The organism is Anaeromyxobacter dehalogenans 2CP-C (genome assembly GCF_000013385.1).
Classification (GTDB): Bacteria; Myxococcota; Myxococcia; order Myxococcales; family Anaeromyxobacteraceae; genus Anaeromyxobacter; species Anaeromyxobacter dehalogenans_B.
Genome location: NC_007760.1, coordinates 2,816,959 through 2,831,953, shown reverse-complemented (window position 1 = coordinate 2,831,953; position 14,995 = coordinate 2,816,959). Strand labels below are relative to the sequence as shown.

At 74.4% G+C, this 14,995-nt stretch carries 16 protein-coding genes; 9 read left to right on the top strand and 7 right to left on the bottom strand.

The window, feature by feature from the left end; genetic code table 11:
• Positions 1–19: 19 nt before the first annotated feature.
• Positions 20–319 (bottom strand): DUF2795 domain-containing protein, encoded by a 300-nt coding sequence (locus tag ADEH_RS12990; RefSeq protein ID WP_011421563.1) that lies wholly within the window; start codon positions 317–319, stop codon positions 20–22.
• A gap of 185 nt (positions 320–504) precedes the next feature.
• Here ADEH_RS12990 and ADEH_RS12985 point away from each other — a divergent pair, with 185 nt between their 5' ends.
• The 4 genes from ADEH_RS12985 (at position 505) to ADEH_RS12970 (ending at position 3,562) form a co-directional block, all read left to right on the top strand.
• The gene (locus ADEH_RS12985) at positions 505–1,434 is read left to right on the top strand and encodes a class I fructose-bisphosphate aldolase (protein ID WP_011421562.1); all 930 of its coding nucleotides are present in this window, start codon (positions 505–507) and stop codon (positions 1,432–1,434) included.
• Positions 1,435–1,788: 354 nt separating this feature from the next.
• Positions 1,789–2,307: a DUF507 family protein gene (locus ADEH_RS12980; RefSeq protein ID WP_011421561.1), complete on the top strand. Its 519-nt coding sequence runs from the start codon at positions 1,789–1,791 to the stop codon at positions 2,305–2,307.
• A 143-nt stretch (positions 2,308–2,450) separates the two neighbouring features.
• Complete coding sequence (locus tag ADEH_RS12975; RefSeq protein ID WP_011421560.1) at positions 2,451–3,209, top strand: hypothetical protein; 759 nt, start codon at positions 2,451–2,453, stop codon at positions 3,207–3,209.
• Positions 3,206–3,562: a hypothetical protein gene (locus ADEH_RS12970; protein ID WP_011421559.1), complete on the top strand. Its 357-nt coding sequence runs from the start codon at positions 3,206–3,208 to the stop codon at positions 3,560–3,562. Before ADEH_RS12975 ends, ADEH_RS12970 begins: the two co-directional genes overlap by 4 nt.
• Positions 3,563–3,578: 16 nt before the next feature.
• Here the strand turns inward: ADEH_RS12970 and ADEH_RS12965 are convergent, their stop codons facing one another.
• The 3 genes from ADEH_RS12965 to ADEH_RS12955 all read right to left on the bottom strand — a co-directional run bounded on the left by ADEH_RS12965 (position 3,579) and on the right by ADEH_RS12955 (position 6,891).
• A complete protein-coding gene (locus tag ADEH_RS12965; protein WP_011421558.1) occupies positions 3,579–4,367 on the bottom strand; it encodes a DUF3108 domain-containing protein in 789 nt (262 codons plus the stop codon).
• 28 nt (positions 4,368–4,395) lie between these two features.
• A complete protein-coding gene (locus ADEH_RS12960) occupies positions 4,396–6,057 on the bottom strand; it encodes a DUF4091 domain-containing protein (RefSeq protein ID WP_232287275.1) in 1,662 nt (553 codons plus the stop codon).
• Between the two features lie 84 nt (positions 6,058–6,141).
• Complete coding sequence (locus tag ADEH_RS12955; protein WP_011421556.1) at positions 6,142–6,891, bottom strand: DUF3108 domain-containing protein; 750 nt, start codon at positions 6,889–6,891, stop codon at positions 6,142–6,144.
• Between the two features lie 353 nt (positions 6,892–7,244).
• On the opposite strand from ADEH_RS12955, the gene ADEH_RS12950 reads away from it, so the two are divergent.
• Positions 7,245–7,457: a hypothetical protein gene (locus ADEH_RS12950; RefSeq protein WP_041453527.1), complete on the top strand. Its 213-nt coding sequence runs from the start codon at positions 7,245–7,247 to the stop codon at positions 7,455–7,457.
• On the opposite strand, the gene ADEH_RS12945 is transcribed toward ADEH_RS12950, so the two are convergent.
• Genes ADEH_RS12945 through ADEH_RS12935 form a run of 3 tightly spaced genes read right to left on the bottom strand, consistent with a single transcriptional unit; the run spans position 7,444 to position 10,286 of the window.
• The gene (locus ADEH_RS12945; RefSeq protein ID WP_081436918.1) at positions 7,444–8,115 is read right to left on the bottom strand and encodes a YggS family pyridoxal phosphate-dependent enzyme; all 672 of its coding nucleotides are present in this window, start codon (positions 8,113–8,115) and stop codon (positions 7,444–7,446) included. The genes ADEH_RS12950 and ADEH_RS12945 overlap by 14 nt on opposite strands.
• Entirely contained in the window at positions 8,112–8,696 is a 585-nt protein-coding gene (locus ADEH_RS12940; RefSeq protein ID WP_011421554.1) for a Maf family protein, read from the bottom strand. Before ADEH_RS12940 ends, ADEH_RS12945 begins: the two co-directional genes overlap by 4 nt.
• Before the next feature lie 15 nt (positions 8,697–8,711).
• The gene (locus ADEH_RS12935) at positions 8,712–10,286 is read right to left on the bottom strand and encodes a peptidylprolyl isomerase (RefSeq protein WP_011421553.1); all 1,575 of its coding nucleotides are present in this window, start codon (positions 10,284–10,286) and stop codon (positions 8,712–8,714) included.
• 129 nt (positions 10,287–10,415) lie between these two features.
• On the opposite strand from ADEH_RS12935, the gene mreC reads away from it, so the two are divergent.
• Genes mreC through rodA form a run of 4 tightly spaced genes read left to right on the top strand, consistent with a single transcriptional unit; the run spans position 10,416 to position 14,958 of the window.
• Positions 10,416–11,291: a rod shape-determining protein MreC gene (gene mreC, locus ADEH_RS12930; protein WP_011421552.1), complete on the top strand. Its 876-nt coding sequence runs from the start codon at positions 10,416–10,418 to the stop codon at positions 11,289–11,291.
• Positions 11,288–11,797 (top strand): hypothetical protein, encoded by a 510-nt coding sequence (locus tag ADEH_RS12925; RefSeq protein WP_011421551.1) that lies wholly within the window; start codon positions 11,288–11,290, stop codon positions 11,795–11,797. The genes mreC and ADEH_RS12925 overlap by 4 nt, the downstream gene beginning before the upstream one ends.
• 1 nt (position 11,798) lies before the next feature.
• The gene (gene mrdA, locus ADEH_RS12920; RefSeq protein ID WP_011421550.1) at positions 11,799–13,847 is read left to right on the top strand and encodes a penicillin-binding protein 2; all 2,049 of its coding nucleotides are present in this window, start codon (positions 11,799–11,801) and stop codon (positions 13,845–13,847) included.
• Positions 13,837–14,958 (top strand): rod shape-determining protein RodA, encoded by a 1,122-nt coding sequence (gene rodA, locus ADEH_RS12915; protein ID WP_011421549.1) that lies wholly within the window; start codon positions 13,837–13,839, stop codon positions 14,956–14,958. Before mrdA ends, rodA begins: the two co-directional genes overlap by 11 nt.
• Positions 14,959–14,995: the final 37 nt, after the last annotated feature.

Sequence of the window (14,995 nt, the reverse complement as noted above, 5' to 3'; positions counted from 1 at the left end):
CGAACCGTCCAAGCCCGAGCTACGGATGCCTCGTCGGATTCGCCCCCGTCTCCACCGCTTCCTTCCCCAGGTCCTCCCGGTGCCGCACGTCCGTCCGGTGCATCCCGAAGCGCGCGCTCCCCTCGCCGAACTCCCGGAGCACGTCCGACGGGCTCGTGTACGTCCGGTCGGGCAGCGACCTCAGGAAGTTGATGGCGTCCGCCGGCGCGCCGGCCTCGGCCGCCGCCGACGACAGCTCGTCGCGCGTGATCGGATACTCGACCTCCGACAGGATCGCCGAGGGGCTGCGCTCCGGACGCTCTCCCATTCCACGGGCCATGCGTTGCCTTCCTTTCGGGTGGACCAGGAAAACCTGCGCAGCCCGCGGGGAGAGGGCGAGGCGCGGCCCGGCGGCCGCCGGCTTTTCCCCTTGCCTCGTTCGGGCACGGGTCCGTAGATTGCGGGCGAAATTCAGGCACCGCCCCCGAGCCACCGACACCGCCAACCGAATTGCTGGAGAGAGAGATGCCCGAGCACACGACCGAGCGCGTGAAGCAGATCCTGTCCTGGTACGGATCGGACAACCCCGGGACGCTGGCGAACCTGCACCGCATGCTCATGCACGGCAAGCTGGGCGGCACCGGCAAGATGGTGATCCTGCCGGTGGACCAGGGCTTCGAGCACGGGCCGGCGCGGTCGTTCGCGAAGAACCCCGACGGCTACGATCCCGACTACCACTTCCAGCTCGCCATCGACGCGGGCTGCAACGCCTACGCGGCCCCGCTCGGCTTCATCGAGGCGGGCGCGGCGAAGTTCGCGGGGCAGATCCCGCTCATCCTGAAGCTCAACAACTCCGACTCGCTCTCGAAGATGGGCGGCGCGCCCTGCTCGGCGGTGACCGCCTCCGTGAAGGAGGCCGTGCGCCTGGGCTGCTCCGCGGTCGGCTTCACCATCTACCCGGCCTCCGACGCCCGGAACACGCAGCTCGAGGAGCTCCGCGAGATCACCCAGGAGGCGAAGTCGATGGGCCTCGCGGTGGTGGTGTGGAGCTACCCGCGCGGCTCCGGCGTCTCCAAGGACGGCGAGACCGCGGTGGACATCAGCGCGTACGCCGCGCAGATCGCCGCGCAGATGGGCGCCCACGTCATCAAGGTGAAGCCGCCCAAGGACCTGGTGGAGCTGGACGCGGCGAAGAAGGTCTACGAGGAGCAGAAGATCCCGACGAAGACGCTGGCCGAGCGCGTGCGCCACGTGGTGCAGAGCGCGTTCAACGGCAAGCGCATCGTGATCTTCTCCGGCGGCGAGGCGAAGGGCACCGACGCGGTGCTCGAGGAGATCCGCGGCCTCAAGGAGGGCGGCGCGTTCGGCTCGATCATGGGCCGCAACGCGTTCCAGCGCCCGAAGGCCGAGGCGCTGAAGCTGCTCGCCGAGGTCATGAAGATCTACGCCAGCTAGCGCCGCACGCGCCGGCGCGGGTTCCAGGGGGCGGCGCCGCCGGGCGCCGCCCTCGCCGTTTCCGGGGAGGCGCCGCGCGGCGTTCCGCCCGAGGGCCGCCTCCGCCGCGACGCCGGGGCGCTCGCCGATCGCCCGCCTGCCGTACGCACCGTGAACTCCTCGGGCCCGCGCGGGGCCGGGCCCACGGGGGCCGATGCGCGCCCGTCCCGCGGCATGGAACATGCCAGAAGCCGCTGTTTTCTCTTGCCTATGAAGGCAGGCGGGGTTTATACGGCTTTACCTTTTGTTTCGCGGTCTTCGCACCGGCATCCGGCCCGCGGCGCGGACCGCGGCGTCGAGGCAAGGACACACTCCATGCGGCTTTACCCGAAGGTCATCCCGACGATCGCCCGCGAGGTCGTACAGACCCTCATGCAGGACGGCGACGTGGAGGTGGAGACCCTGCGCATCGCCGACGCCGAGATGGACATGGCGGCGATCATGAAGGAGTACCTCGCCGCGGAGGAGCGGGTGAACGCCGCCACGCGCGAGGCGCTGGAGCGCCGCGGCTACGATCACTCCCGGTTCAACCAGGTGAAGCGCGAGATGGCGGACGTCCGCGGCTTCAAGATGGGGGACGAGGGGATCGAGTACGTCATCGGCCAGATGATCGAGTTCCTGCTCATCTCCCGGAACGTGGAGGAGGTCTTCTCCGAGGACCACGTCCTCCGCAAGAAGGTCTTCAACATCTTCAAGAAGCACCTCGACGTGGACGAGGAGATCGACCGCGAGGCGCGCGCCCGGCTGAAGCACCTGCAGGAGGGCACGGCCGCCTGGGACATCGAGTACCAGAAGACGGTCGAGCTGCTCCGCCGCTCGCGCGGGCTCATCTAGCCCGCCGGCTCCACCCCGCGTCACCCACGGCCCGCCCTCTCGGCGGGCCGTCGCGTCTCCGGCGCCCCGCGGCGGCGCCGCCGGAAAGTTGACCTTCGATATCGCCCGATTACCGTGGACCCTCGGTGCGGAGGGTGGCGGCGATGGCGCGGGCGGATCGGTTCTACCGTGGGGTCCGCGGGAGCGCGGCGCTCGCCACGCGCCCGCTCGCGGCAGGCGCGATCGCCGCCGAGGCGCTCGAGCCCGGCGAGATGCGCCGCCTGCCGTTCGAGGGCGAGCTGCTCGGCGCCGCCCGGGTGCGCGCCGCCTTCGTCGCCATCCCGCTCGACGCGTTCGACGCCGCGGCCACCGCGCTGGAGGCCGAGGAGCAGGCCGCGTACCTGCACCTGCTGCGGCTCTCGTTCGGCGAGGGGCGGAACTGGTGCCGCGCCGCCAAGCGCGACCTCATGGCGCGGCTCCGCCTGTCCGAGCGCCGGCTGCTGCGCGTCCTCGACGCGCTCGTCGAGAAGCGCTTCGCGCGCCCCCTGCACCGCGACAACCGCGGCACGCTCTGGCGCGTCTACCTGCCGCGCGAGGCGGCCGGCCAGGCGCCGGGCGACGAGGTGCTGCTGGGCCGCGCCGTGCCCGCCGCGCTCCCGATCCGGGCGCCCGACGTCCCCGCGCCCCACGCGCCCGTGCCCCGCGCGCCGGCCGCGCCGCCGCCGGCCGCGGCCGGCCCCGAGGCCGCGCTCGCCCGCGCGCTCCGCGACGCCCGGGGCGAGGAGGGGCCGGACGCGCTGGGCCGCGCCCTGCGCGACGTCCGGGACCTGCTCGCCGAGGGGCAGAGCGCCTCGCGCATCGCGGCCGCGATCGACACCGTCCGACGCCGCGCCGCGCGCGCGGCGCAGAAAGGCCCGCCATGAGCCGCCTGCCCGCCGTCGCCCTCGCCGAGTCGCTGGAGCCCGAGGCCGTCGAGGTCTCCCCCGACGCGCCGGGCGCCGTGGACGCGCTCCGCCGGCGCCTGGCCGGCTCCACCGCGCGCGAGCACGTGGTGCTCGACTTCCTCGAGGACGACCTGCGCGAGGCGCGCGCGGCGCTCTCCGCGGTGGCGGCGTACGTGGCGAACGTCGAGGCGGCGCTCTCCGACGGCGAGCCGAGCCAGCAGCGCCTGCTGTCGCTCGCGCTGGGCGGGGCGCCCACCGAGCGGCTCGACTACCTGTCCGGCGTGCTCGGGAGCGTGCGCCGCCGGCTGGCGCAGGTCGCCGCGCGCATGTGAGGCATGGCGCCTCCCGTCAGGGCGCGCGCGCGCCGTGGACGCTCGCCAGCATCGCGCGCACCGGCCCGAGGTCGATCTCGCTCACCGCCGCCACCAGCAGGCGGCGCCGGTCGTTCGTGAACCACAGGTGCAGCGGGCGCGCCCGCGCGTCCGGGTCGTCCGCGCGGCGCGCCACCGCGTCCACGCGCAGCGTCTGGAACCGGCCGGCGGGCGTGTCCACCGGCTCGATCTTCCGCGCGACCGTCCCCTCCAGGCGCCAGAAGCGCCGGTTCGCGACCAGGTCGAAGCAGAACGCCTCCCCGGGCGCGAGGCGCGCCGCGCGCAGCAGGTACACCGCCGACAGCGCGTCGAGCACGTGGCCCTGGCGCGCGTACGCGGTCTTCCCTTCGCGGTCGCCGTAGCGGTACGCGACCACCACCTCGCCGCCCGGCGGCGCGAGCCGGGTGTCGCTCACCTTGCGGACGCCGTTCTCCAGCGCCTCGTCGCGGTACCGCTCGGGCAGGAGCGTGTCCGCGTCCACCCACGAGAGCCCCACCGCGGTGACGTTCTTGAGCGCGGCGAGCGAGGCGTCGGTGCGCGCGCGGGCGCGCAGCGGGACGACGCGCCCGCCGGACATGGGGCGCTCCACCGAGAGCTGGAGCGTGCCGGCGCGCACCATGCCGAGCAGGTCGAGGTCGAACGTGAGCGTCTCGCCCGGCGCCCAGGGGCGCGCCCCCGCGGCGAGCGGCGGCGGGCCACAGGCCGGGGCGGCCGGCGTGGCGGAGGGGGCGAGCAGGGCGAGCGCGAGCAGCGCGGCGGAGGTCATCTGCGCCGCCCCGCGCGCGGGCCGGGGCTCAGCGGGTCGCGAGGCGCCGGGCGAGCGCGTCCCCCAGCCGGCGCCGGGCCGCGAGCCAGCGGGCAGGGTCGCGCTCCCACCCGCGCGGCGCCGGCACCAGCCCCTCCGCCGTCGCGGCGGCCAGGCCGCCGAGGCCCGCGGCGGCGGCGAGCCGCAGGAGCTCCACGTCCTCCAGGGCGTCGCGCACGATCTTGAGCCGGATCGACTCCACCGGGAACGGCCGCGTCCCGCCGAGCTCGGCCGGCCTCCCCGGGTAGAGCAGCGTCCCGTCGCCATTCCCCGCGAACGCGCGCACGTCGGTCCAAGGGTCGCCTCGCCAGGCCTGGAGCATATCGTAGTAGAGCTCGCCGGAGAGGCCGCGCCGCCAGCCGAGCCACGCCACCGCGCGCGCGGCCGCGCCGGGCCGGTCGATCTCGTAGCCCGGCCAGCCGGCGAACGTGCGGAGCATCTCCGCGCGGAGCGGGCCGCCCCCGGGCAGCTCCGCGCACCCGTGCGACATGCAGGACGCGTAGGAGAACGCCACGCGCGGCGGCGCGCGCCCCTCCGGCAGCGCGTTCAGCACCGGCGCGTAGGCGTCCACCAGCCCGTCCAGCGCCGGCTGGGGCAGCGTGGTGGCGAACACGCGGATGCCGGCGGCGCGGGCGAGCCGCGCCCGGCGCGCCAGCTCGGGAAGCTGCTCCGGCCGCGGCTCGTCGAGCGTGTAGAGCCAGAGCCGGTCCGCCCAGCCGCGCGCCTCGAAGTGCGCCCGCCACGCGCGGAGCGTGGCGGCGAGGTCCGCCTCCGGGCCGTCCCAGACCCGCCCGGCGATGCGCACCTCGGCGAACGCGCCGCGCACGCCGGGCACCAGCGTCCCGTCCAGCACCGGCCCGACCTCCGCGTCGTAGCGCGACCAGTCGAGCGCGCAGCGCCCCGCCGTGCACGTGCCGTCGGGCGGGTCGGCCGAGAGCGTGAACGGCGTCACGCGGTGCCGCAGCGCGGCCGCGGCGAGCGCGCGCGCCACCTCGGGATCGTCCGGCACGCCCAGCGCGCGGGTGCCGAGCCGCGTGGAGAGGCCGAACGGCGCGGCGAAGGTGCCGGTGCGCGGGATCGCGAACGGCCACACCCGCAGCCGCACCGGGACCTCGGCGAGGCGCCGGCCGCCCGCCGAGAGCCGCACCACGCCCGCGTACGCGCCGGGCGCGGCGTCGTGGGGGACGCACACCTCCACCCAGATCGCCTGGAGGCGGCCCGCCGCGACCTCCACCGGGAACGCGCGGCGCGCCTCGCGGAACCAGGCGTCGCGCACCGGCACGAGCGGGTCCGGCCACTCGCCGGCGGCGCCGTCCGGTCCGCTCGGGCGCGCCAGGCGCACCGTCGCCACCCGGTACAGCGCGACCGGGATCCGCCGCCCGCGGCGGCGCGCCTCGGGGGAGAGCGGCGCGGCCTCGGCGCCGAGCGCGAGCGCGGCGCCGCGGGGACGCACCGCCACCTGCGCCGACTCGCACTCCCCGCGCGCCGCCACCAGGTCCACCGCGCGGGCGGCGGGGAGCGGATCGGCGGGCCGGAGCTTGTCGAGGCCGCTCGCCACGGCCCACTCGAGCGCCGGCTCCGCCGGGGCCCGGGGGACCGGGCCGGGGCGGGCGAGCGCGAGGAGGGCGAGCAGGAGCGCGGGGGCGGTCACGCCGCGAAGGTGGTCGCCCGGGTCCGCCCGCACAAGCGAGCGCGCGGGCTCACCCCGCGCGTGCGCCGCCCGGCAGGGCGGTCCTCAGCGGACCGCCGCCACCTCGCCGCCGGGCCGGTAGCTCTTCAGCGTCGCGACGATGCTGCCCACCGCGAAGTCGGCGGAGGCGCGGACCAGGATGTGGCGCGGGTCGTCGGAGAGCCACATGTACGAGTCGCGGCTGGTCGAGAACTTCCCCTCGAGCGCGGTGCGGACCTTCACCTTCAGCGTGGGGAACGTCCCGGCCGGCGTCTCGATGCGCTCCTGGCCCACCACCTCGGCCACGAGGGTGAACTGCTTCGACCCGGAGACGACCGGCAGCTCGTACCGGTGCCCCATGGTCAGCGGCTGCAGCCGGATCCACATGAACGCGCTGGTCAGGTCGTGCGCGTCGGCCGCGATCGGGAAGGTCTTCTCCTTGCGCTTCCCCTTCCGCTGCACGACCACCGTCGCCTGCCCGTTCGCCCGGTCGAAGCGCGCCGAGTCCACGTGGTAGTCGCCGACCTCGTAGGCCTTCAGATCGGAGCCGCGGCTCATCCGGGCCGAGGAGTCCCAGTACGAGACCAGGTGCTCGCGGATGTCGATGAACCCCGCCACGCCCTCGGTCTTGGCCTGGAAGATCACCGGCCACACGTCGCCCTCCGGCTGACCGACCACGATGCGCCCCTCACCCGTGGGGAGGTTCAGGTACCGCACGCTGAACACCGTCTCCTCGCCCGGCGCGAAGGCGTCGGCGCGCGAGGCGGGGACGGCGGCGAGGAGGGCGGCGAGGGCGAGGGTCCAGGTCTTGGTCATTGCGGCGGATCTCCAGTCGCTTCTTCCGAGCCACGCCGCGCGCGAAGCGGTGCGCGGTCACCCCGAGATAGAGCAAGGCCGGTGCCACCTCCGCGCCGGCCGGACATTGTTCGGGATTCGAAGGCCGCCGCGCAACGACTGATGCGGGAGCGCGACAGGCGTGTCGCGCGGCCGACACGGTCGCCCGGCCTTCGGGGGTGGTCCCTCCGACCAGAATGGACGGGAGGGGCTCCTGCATTCCCACCCCCTCGCGCGAGGGACGCGGCCGGGCGCCCGCTCGCTCGCGCCCCACCCCGAAGTGGACTAGGCTCGCGCCCGGGCCGCAGCCGGCGCGCGGCCGAGGGAGCAGCGCGGTGCCGATCGATCGCGGGTACGAGGACGACGACGTCGAGTCGGACGAGGGCAGCGGACGGCGGTTCCAGGACTTCGACTGCCCGGACTGCGCCGCGAACAACCCGTACGACGACGGCTTCGGCGACGGCGACGAGGTCCGCTGCTTCTACTGCGGGCAGGACTTCTCGGTGGTGGTGACCGAGGCCGGCCGCCTGCGGCTCAAGTCGCTGTAGCCGGCCCGGCGCCGCCGCGCGCGCCGTGCGGCGGCCGCGCGCCGAAGATGGCGCTGCCCACGCGGACCAGCGTCGCGCCCTCCTCGACGGCGATCCGCCAGTCGGCGCTCATGCCCATCGACAGCTCGCGCAGGCCGAGCCGGTCGCGCAGCGCCCGGAGCGCCCGGAAGTGCGGGCGCGGGTCGTCGGCGGGCGGCGGGATGCACATGAGCCCCGCCAGCTCCACCGACGGCAGCGCGCGCACCGCGGCCGCGAGCGCCTCGACGCGGTCCGGCGGGCAGCCCTCCTTCGACGCCTCGCCGCCGACGTTCACCTCGAGCAGCACGCGCGCGGTGGCGCCCTTCTGCCCGAAGCGGCGCGACAGCTCGGCCGCCAGCTCCTCCCGGTCCACCGCGTGGACGAGCGCCACCCGGCCGGCGAGGTACTTCGCCTTGTTCGTCTGCAGGCCGCCGATGAAGTGCCAGCGCAGGCCGGGGAGGTCGGCGAGCGCGTCGGCCTTCGCGCGCCACTCCTGCGCGTAGTTCTCGCCGAAGTCGCGCTGGCCGGCGGCGTAGGCCTCGCGGATGGCCTCCGGCGGCTGCGTCTTCGAGACCGCGACCAGGGTCACGCCGGCCGGCAGCTCGGCGCGGATCGCGGCGAGCCGGTCGGCGATGCTCACGGCTGCTCCCACGGCAGCGGGAAGCCGGCGCGGCGGAGCAGCGCGGCGGTCTCGGCGAGCGGCAGGCCCACCACGTTGGACACGCTGCCGCGCACCTCCTGCACGAACGCGCCGCCCGAGCCCTGGATGGCGTAGGCGCCCGCCTTGTCGAGCGGCTCGCCCGTGCCGACGTACCAGTCGATCTCCGCGTCGCCGAGGCGCGCGAAGGCGACCTCGGTCGCGACCACCGCGTCGAGCTCGACGCCGAGCGCGCTCGCGTTGCGCCGGACGCACACGCCGGTGAGGACCTCGTGGCGCGTGCCGGAGAGCGCGCGGAGCATCCGCCGGGCGTCCTCCGCGTCGCGCGGCTTCCCGAGCACCTCGCCGCCGAGGACCACCGCGGTGTCGGCCGCGAGCACCACCTCGCCGGGCACCGCGCGCGCCTTCTCGCGCGCCACGCGGAGCACGTAGTCCCTGGGCGGCTCGCCCGGCAGCACGCGCTCGTCGGTGTCCGCCGGACGGACGTCCAGCGCGAGGCCGAGCTGCCCCAGCAGCTCGCGCCGCCGGGGGCTCTGGGAGGCGAGGACGAGCCGTGGCGCCAAGCGCGGCCTCCGCCGCTACGGCTGCGGCGCGGCGGGCTCGGTCGCGCCGAGCAGCGCCACGTTCTCCTCGATCTTCGCCTTGCCGCGCAGGTCCTCGAGCCAGGCGCGGCGCACCTGCTCCGCCTTCATGCCCTGGAGGCGGGCCTCGATGCCGGCCCGCTCCGCCTCGAACCTGGCCGGATCCGGCGACTCGCGCAGCTCGACGACGGCGACCACCGGGCCGCTCGGCGTGTCGAAGACCTTCGGCAGCACCTCGCCCGCCTTCGCGGTGAGCGCGGCCTGCGCCAGCTCGGGGGCCGCGCCGATGCGCGGCACCACCGGCGAGCCGGCGCCGAACGGACCGGTCTGCTCGGCGGCGAGGACGGTGCCGCCGAGCGTGACCTGCTTGCCCTTGCCGGCGGGCGGGAACTGCTCGTCGAGCGCCTTCCCCTTGCGCGCGGCGTCCAGCGCGGCCTGCGCCTTCTCGCGGGCCAGCGCCTGCGCGCGGTCGCGGGCCACGAGCTCGCGGGCGATGTCGAGGCGCGCGGCCTCGAGCGTCACCTGGCGCGCCGGGACGACCTCCTCCGCGCGGATGAGGTGCCAGCCGGCGGGGGTGCGCACCGGCTCGGAGACCTGGCCCGCCTTCAGCGCGAGCGCGGCCTTCGCGAACGCGGCGTCGGCGAGCCCCTCGGAGACGAAGCCGAGGTCGCCGCCCCGGTCCTTGGTGTTCGGGTCGTCGGAGAGCGCCGCGGCCACCTTGGCGAAGTCCTCGCCCTTCTTCACCCGCGCCGCCGCCTCGTCGATCTTCTTGCGCGCGGCCGCCTCCTCGTCGGCGGACGCGCCCGGCGCGACGCGCGCGAGCACGTGGCGCACGTGGACCTTGGCCTTCTGGTCGTAGCGGTCGGCGTTCTCCTTGTAGAACGCCTCGACGCGCGCGCCCTCCCTGTCCGCGAAGGCCTTCGCGTCCGCGTCGGACACCTTCACCTCGGCCTGCGCCGCGGAGATCGGGAACCGCACGAACTTGAGCGCGGCGCGGTCGGCCGAGGCGGCCCACTGCGCGCGCACCTCGGTGGCGGGGACCTTCACCGTCTCGACCAGCGCGCCCAGGATCTTCTGGTAGAGCAGGTCGTCGCGGACCGCCGCCTCGAAGTTGCCCGGCGAGCCGTAGTTCGCGCGGACCGCCTCGAGGTAGGTCTCGTAGCGGAACTGCCCGTTCTCCTGGAACGCCGGCATCTGGTGGACCGCTTCGGACACCTCGCGGTCGGTGACCACGACGCCGCGGCGCCGCGCCTCCTGCAGCGCCAGCTCGCGGTCCACCAGCACGCCCATCGCCTGCCGGCCGAGGCCGAGCTGCGCGGCGAGCTCGCGGGTGAAGCCCTCACCCGCCTGTTGCTGGTAGAAGCGGAGCAGGTTCTCGTACTGCCGCTCGAAGTCGGCGGCCGAGATGCTCTTCCCGTTGACCCGGGCGGCGTAGGCCGGGGCGCCGCCGCAGCCGGCGCCCCCCTTGGACAGCGAACCGGGACCGAAGTTGATGGCGAACACCACCACGATCCCGAGGACGATGAGCCAGGAGAGGATGCCCTTCTTGTTGGCCCGGACGATATCGAGCATGAAGCGATGCTCCGAGTTGTTGTAAGACGAACGCCCTGGAAAGGGGTGGGCGCCGCGAAGTTGAACACCCTAGTCAACAAGGGCTAAAATGCAAGGGTTTTTGGCCCTGCTGGAGTCTCCGGAGTCCCCGTGTTCGCCTTGCTCAAGCGGTACCGCGAGCTGATCCTGGTCGCGGTCCTGCTCCTCGTGCCCCTCGGGGTCTTCTTCGCCCACGCAAAGCAGCCCAGCGAGCGCACCCGCCTGGATCGGGTGGTGCTCTGGATCACCTACCCGGTGCAGCGGGTGGTCGCGTGGGGGGTCACCGGCGTGCTCGACGGGTGGCGCGGGTACGTCGCCTTGCGTCACGCGCAGGAGCGCGCGGTGGACCTGTCACGGCAGGTGAACCTGCTCCAGATGGAGAAGCAGCAGCTGGTCAGCGAGCGCGCCGAGGCGGAGCGCATCCGCAAGCTGCTCGCGTTCGCGCAGGCGACCCCCGAGCGCACCTACGTGGGCGGGCGGGTGATCGGCGTGCGCCTCGGCACGGCCGGCCTGCAGATCGTCACGCTCGACCGCGGCGCCGCCGACGGCGTGGACCGCGCCATGCCCGCGGTGGTGGCGGAGGGCGTGGTCGGGCGGGTGCACTCGGTCACCGACCACACCGCCGACGTGCTGCTGCTCACCGATCGCAACAGCTCCATCGCGGTGCGCGTGGACCGCACCCGCGCGCGCGCCAACGTGCGCGGCACCGGCAAGCCCGACGGCTGCAAGCTCGACTACGCGCTGCGCACCGAGGACATGATCGAGGGCGACCAGCTCGTCACCTCCGGCACCGACGGCGTGTTCCCGCCCGGCCTGCCGGTCGGCCGCGTCACGCACCTGCAGCGCAGCGCGAACGGCCTGTTCCAGGAGGCGCAGGTGATCCCCGCGGTGGACGTCACCCGCGTGGAGGAGGTGCTGGTGATCACCTCGGCGGAGCGCGCCGTCGAGGCGCAGCCCTCCGCGTACGCGCCGGGAAGCCAGCGGTGAAGCCGCTCGCGCACGTCGTGTTCGCCCTGCTGCTGGCCGGGCTCCAGGCGGCGGTGCTCCGCTGGGTGGGCGGCGGCGCGTTCTCGGTGTCGCTGCTCGCCGCCTGCATCGTCTACCTCGGCCTGCAGGGCGGCAACGTGGACGGCTCGGTGGCCTCGGCCGGGGTCGGCTACGTGCTCGATCTCATGACCGGCTCGCCCAAGGGGCTCATGACGTTCCTGGCGGTGGCGGTGTTCGTGCTCGCCCGCGGCGCCGGCGCCGCGGTGGACGTGCGCGGGCGCGCCGGCTTCGCCGCGCTCTCCGGGCTGGGCGCGCTGACGCTGTCGCTCGGCGCCCTGCTGCTCACCCGGCTGACCTCGGCCCCGGAGGTGCAGCCCGGCGCGGCGCTCCTGCCGCGCATGCTCCTCGAGGCGCTCCTCACCGCCGCGGCGGCCCCGCTGGTGGCGGCGGGCATGCGCCGCATCGACGGCCTGTTCCACCGCGAGGAGCCGGGGCTCCTGCGCTGACATGTCGCTCATCCCGCCCAGCGCGCCCGGTGCGGCGCAGAAGGAGTTCCGGCCGCGGCTGGCCTGGGCCACCGGCCTGGTGGTGCTCGTGTTCCTCACGCTGCTCGGGCGCCTGTACCAGCTCCAGATCCTCCGCGGCGACGAGTACAAGGAGCGCGCCGACGAGAACTTCGTGAAGGAGCTGCGCATCCCCGCCGACCGCGGGCTGATGCTCGACCGCAACCGGCGCGTGCTGGTGGACTCGCGGCCCTCGTACGACGTGACGCTCACGCCGTACTTCTGCGGGAAGCAGTGCGACGAGATCCTGGCGCGGGTGGCGGCGCTGCTCCAGATGTCGCCCGAGGAGGTGGCCCGGGCGCAGGGGCAGCTCCGCTCGGCGCGCAAGCTCGAGCGCTTCCGCCCGTTCACGGTGAAGGTGGACATCACGCGCGAGGAGCTGGACCGCTACCTGGCGCGCCAGATGGACCTGCCCGGCGTGGACGTCCAGCCCATCCCGCACCGCAACTACCGCTTCGGCGGCCTGGGCGGGCACCTCATCGGCTACATGAACGAGGTCGGGGGCGAGGAGCTGAAGCGGCTCAACGAGGAGCTGCAGCGCACCGCGTCGCCGCAGGGCCAGTACTACATGGGCGACTACGTCGGCCGCCGCGGGCTGGAGCGCCGCTTCGAGCGCGACCTGCGCGGCGTGGACGGCAAGGAGCGCGTGCCGGTGGACGCGAAGGGGCGCCGCAAGGAGGACGCGGACGACCTCATCCCGCCCGACCAGCGCGTCGTGCCGAGCGTGCCCGGGCGCAACCTGGTGCTCTCCATCGACTGGCGGCTCCAGGAGTTCGCCGAGAAGACCTTCCCCGCCACCGCCGGCGTGGTGCTGGCGATGGACGCGAAGACCGGCTTCCTGCTGGCGCTGGTGGACCGCCCGGCGCCGGACCCGAACAAGATGTCCGGGCGCATCACCTCGGCGGAGCTGGCCGCGATCCACTCCGACCCGCTGCAGCCCGAGCTGTTCCGCGCGATCCAGCAGCACTACCACCCCGGCTCCACCTTCAAGGCGCTCACCAGCATCGCGGCGCTGGAGGAGGGGATCTACAAGCCGAACACCTCGGTGTACTGCCCCGGCCACTTCAGCATGGGGCGGGCGCGGTGGCGCTGCGACAAGGACAGCGGCCACGGCTACGTGGACTTCGAGCACGCGCTGGGCGCGAGCTGCGACGTGTTCTTCTACCAGGCGGGCGCGCTGCTCGGCGCCGACGCGATCGCGAAGTGGGGCCACCTCTCCGGCCTGGGCGTGCCCACCGGCTTCGACATCGCCGGCGAGGTCCCCGGCGTGGTGCCCGACGCGGCCTGGCACGACAAGCACCAGGCCGGCGGCTACCAGCGCGGCATGGCGGTGAACCTGTCCATCGGGCAGGGCGACGTGAACGTCACGCCCATGCAGCAGCTCGTGTTCTACGGCGCGCTCGCCACCGGGAAGCTCTGGAAGCCGCAGGTGGTGCTGCGGGTCGAGGACCCGGACGGCAAGGTGGTGCAGGCGTTCGCGCCGGAGACGCGCGGCACGCTGCCCATCAAGCCGTCCACGCGCGACACGGTGCTGAAGGGGCTGCTCGCGGCGGTGAACCAGCCGTTCGGCACCGCCTACTCGCAGCGCTCCGCCGACTACGTCATGGCGGGCAAGACCGGGACGGCGCAGGTGGTGAAGCTGGGCGCGCGGCGGCTCAAGGCGTCGCAGGTGTCGTACTTCGAGCGCGACCACGCCTGGTTCGCGGCGTTCGCGCCGGCGGAGGATCCGGAGATCGTGGTGGTGGTCCTGAACGAGCACTCGGGCTTCGGCTCGTCCAACGCGGCGCCGACCGCGTCGGCGCTGGTGAAGAGGTACATGGAGCTGAAGGCGGAGGACGCGGCCGAGCGGGCCGGGCCGGCGCAGGGGCCGGCGCCCGAGGCGGCGCCGCCCGCCGCGCCGCCGGCGGCGCCGCCGCCGGGGACGATCGAGCCGGCCAGGCTGGGCGCGCGCGGCGCGTCCGCCGCCGTGCCGGGGGTGGACCGTGGCGCCTGACGTCTCGCTCGCGGCCACGCCGCACCGGCGCGTGTTCGCGCACTTCCCCTGGCACCTCGCGCTGATCGTCCTGTCCATCTCGGCGATCGGGATCTGGAACCTCTCCTCCGCGTCGCGCAGCGCGCACGCGCCGGTCTGGATCTCGCAGACCTGGTGGATGGGCGCGGGCGCGGTGCTGGCGCTCGCCATCACGCTGGTGGACCACCGCGCGTTCCACCGCATGGCCTGGGTGTTCTACGCGGTCGTGCTGGTGCTGCTCGTGCTGGTGATGGTGAAGGGGCGCTACGTGATGGGCGCCCGGCGCTGGCTGACCATCGGCCCGGTGAACTTCCAGCCCTCGGAGCTGGCGAAGCTGTCGGTGGCGCTCGCGCTGGCGAGCTTCTTCGCGTCGGACGCGGAGAAGCGGAAGGACGGCTACGGGCTGCTGCGGCTGGTCGCGCCGATGCTGATCGCGCTCGTCCCGGCGGTGCTCATCCTGAAGCAGCCGGACCTGGGCACCGCGCTCATCGTGCTGTCGGTCGGGTTCACCCAGATCCTGTTCGCGAAGGTGCGCTGGAAGACGCTGGCGCTGCTTGCGGGCGTGGCGGTGGTCGGGTCGGTGCTCGTCTACCCGCACCTGAAGCCGTACCAGAAGAAGCGCGTCGAGACCTTCATCAACCCGGAGGCGGACGCGCTCGGCGCGGGCTACCACGCCACGCAGTCGATGATCGCGGTGGGCTCGGGGCAGGGGCTGGGGAAGGGCTGGGGGCAGGGCACGCAGACGTACCTGTCGTTCCTCCCGGAGCAGCACACCGACTTCATCTTCTCGGTCTGGGCCGAGGAGCACGGGTTCGTGGGCTGCCTGCTCCTGCTCGCGCTCTACTTCGCGCTGGTGACGAGCGCGATGGACGTCGCGGGGAACGCGCGCGACCGGTTCGGCCACTTCCTGGCGGTGGGGCTCACCGGGATGCTGTTCTGGCACGTCGCCATCAACATCGGGATGGTGATCGGCCTGCTGCCGGTGGTGGGGGTGACGCTCCCGCTGATGAGCTACGGCGGGTCGAGCGTGATCGTCATCTACAGCGGGATCGGCCTGCTCGCGAACGTCGGGATGCGGCGCTTCGTGAACTGACGCCGGCGCGCGCCTCGAGCGGCCGGCGCGGCACGTT

What these genes read in the sequence shown, in the direction of transcription:
- ADEH_RS12985 (WP_011421562.1), top strand. Translation starts at nt 505, where the DNA reads ATGCCCGAGCACACGACCGAGCGCGTGAAGCAGATCCTGTCCTGGTAC.
- ADEH_RS12975 (WP_011421560.1), top strand. Translation starts at nt 2,451, where the DNA reads ATGGCGCGGGCGGATCGGTTCTACCGTGGGGTCCGCGGGAGCGCGGCG.
- ADEH_RS12935 (WP_011421553.1), bottom strand. Translation starts at nt 10,286, where the DNA reads ATGCTCGATATCGTCCGGGCCAACAAGAAGGGCATCCTCTCCTGGCTC.
- ADEH_RS12990 (WP_011421563.1), bottom strand. Translation starts at nt 319, where the DNA reads ATGGCCCGTGGAATGGGAGAGCGTCCGGAGCGCAGCCCCTCGGCGATC.
- ADEH_RS12955 (WP_011421556.1), bottom strand. Translation starts at nt 6,891, where the DNA reads ATGACCAAGACCTGGACCCTCGCCCTCGCCGCCCTCCTCGCCGCCGTC.
- ADEH_RS12980 (WP_011421561.1), top strand. Translation starts at nt 1,789, where the DNA reads ATGCGGCTTTACCCGAAGGTCATCCCGACGATCGCCCGCGAGGTCGTA.
- ADEH_RS12970 (WP_011421559.1), top strand. Translation starts at nt 3,206, where the DNA reads ATGAGCCGCCTGCCCGCCGTCGCCCTCGCCGAGTCGCTGGAGCCCGAG.
- ADEH_RS12965 (WP_011421558.1), bottom strand. Translation starts at nt 4,367, where the DNA reads ATGACCTCCGCCGCGCTGCTCGCGCTCGCCCTGCTCGCCCCCTCCGCC.
- mrdA (WP_011421550.1), top strand. Translation starts at nt 11,799, where the DNA reads ATGTCGCTCATCCCGCCCAGCGCGCCCGGTGCGGCGCAGAAGGAGTTC.